Raw genomic sequence first — 528 nt, 5'->3', positions numbered from 1 at the left:
AAGGCGAACTGGCCGAATCGGAGCCGATGGAAGATGGGCGGGATCTGTGGGGTAACGCCCGCCACGCCGCCAACGACAGCCATGAGTGGAAAGCCATCTGTTCGGTGCCGGACTTCTGCAAGGTCGGCAATGCCGTGGTGCCCTTCGACAGCTTCGCCACCCTCGGCAACCAGACCCAGTCCTCGCCGGACGTGAAGGCCCAGGGCGTACCGGTCTACCGGGTCGGCGACCTGCACAAGGGCGTGCAGGGCGACGCCGGATCCCACGTGGTCGCCGGCACATCCCTGGGCGGTGGCTACGTCAGGTTCCTCAGCGGCCAGAACGACGTCAAGGTCAATGGCATTCCCCTGGTACGCCAGGACAGTACCTGCCTGGTCAATTGCAATGGCGCCGGCATCGGCGGCGCCCCCGGCAAAGTCGTCACCACCCAGCGCAGCGCAGACACCCAGGCCGAAGAACCGGCCCAGGAAGCCAACCCGGAGCTGCAGGCCCTGCTCGACGCCGAAGCCGACGAACGCTCGCTGTGGC

Annotated in this window: 1 protein-coding gene; it reads left to right on the top strand. The window is 67.0% G+C overall.

Going from position 1 to position 528, the window contains the following annotated elements; all coding sequences use genetic code 11:
* Positions 1-528, top strand: a 528-nt coding sequence (locus DNK06_RS25055) for a PAAR-like domain-containing protein (RefSeq protein WP_131182673.1), incomplete at both ends; no start/stop codon positions are given.

The organism is Phytopseudomonas daroniae (assembly GCF_004327285.1).
Lineage (GTDB): Bacteria > Pseudomonadota > Gammaproteobacteria > Pseudomonadales > Pseudomonadaceae > Aquipseudomonas > Aquipseudomonas daroniae.
The sequence above is the reverse complement of the archived record's forward strand: the minus strand, read 5'-3'. Positions and strand labels throughout refer to the sequence as shown.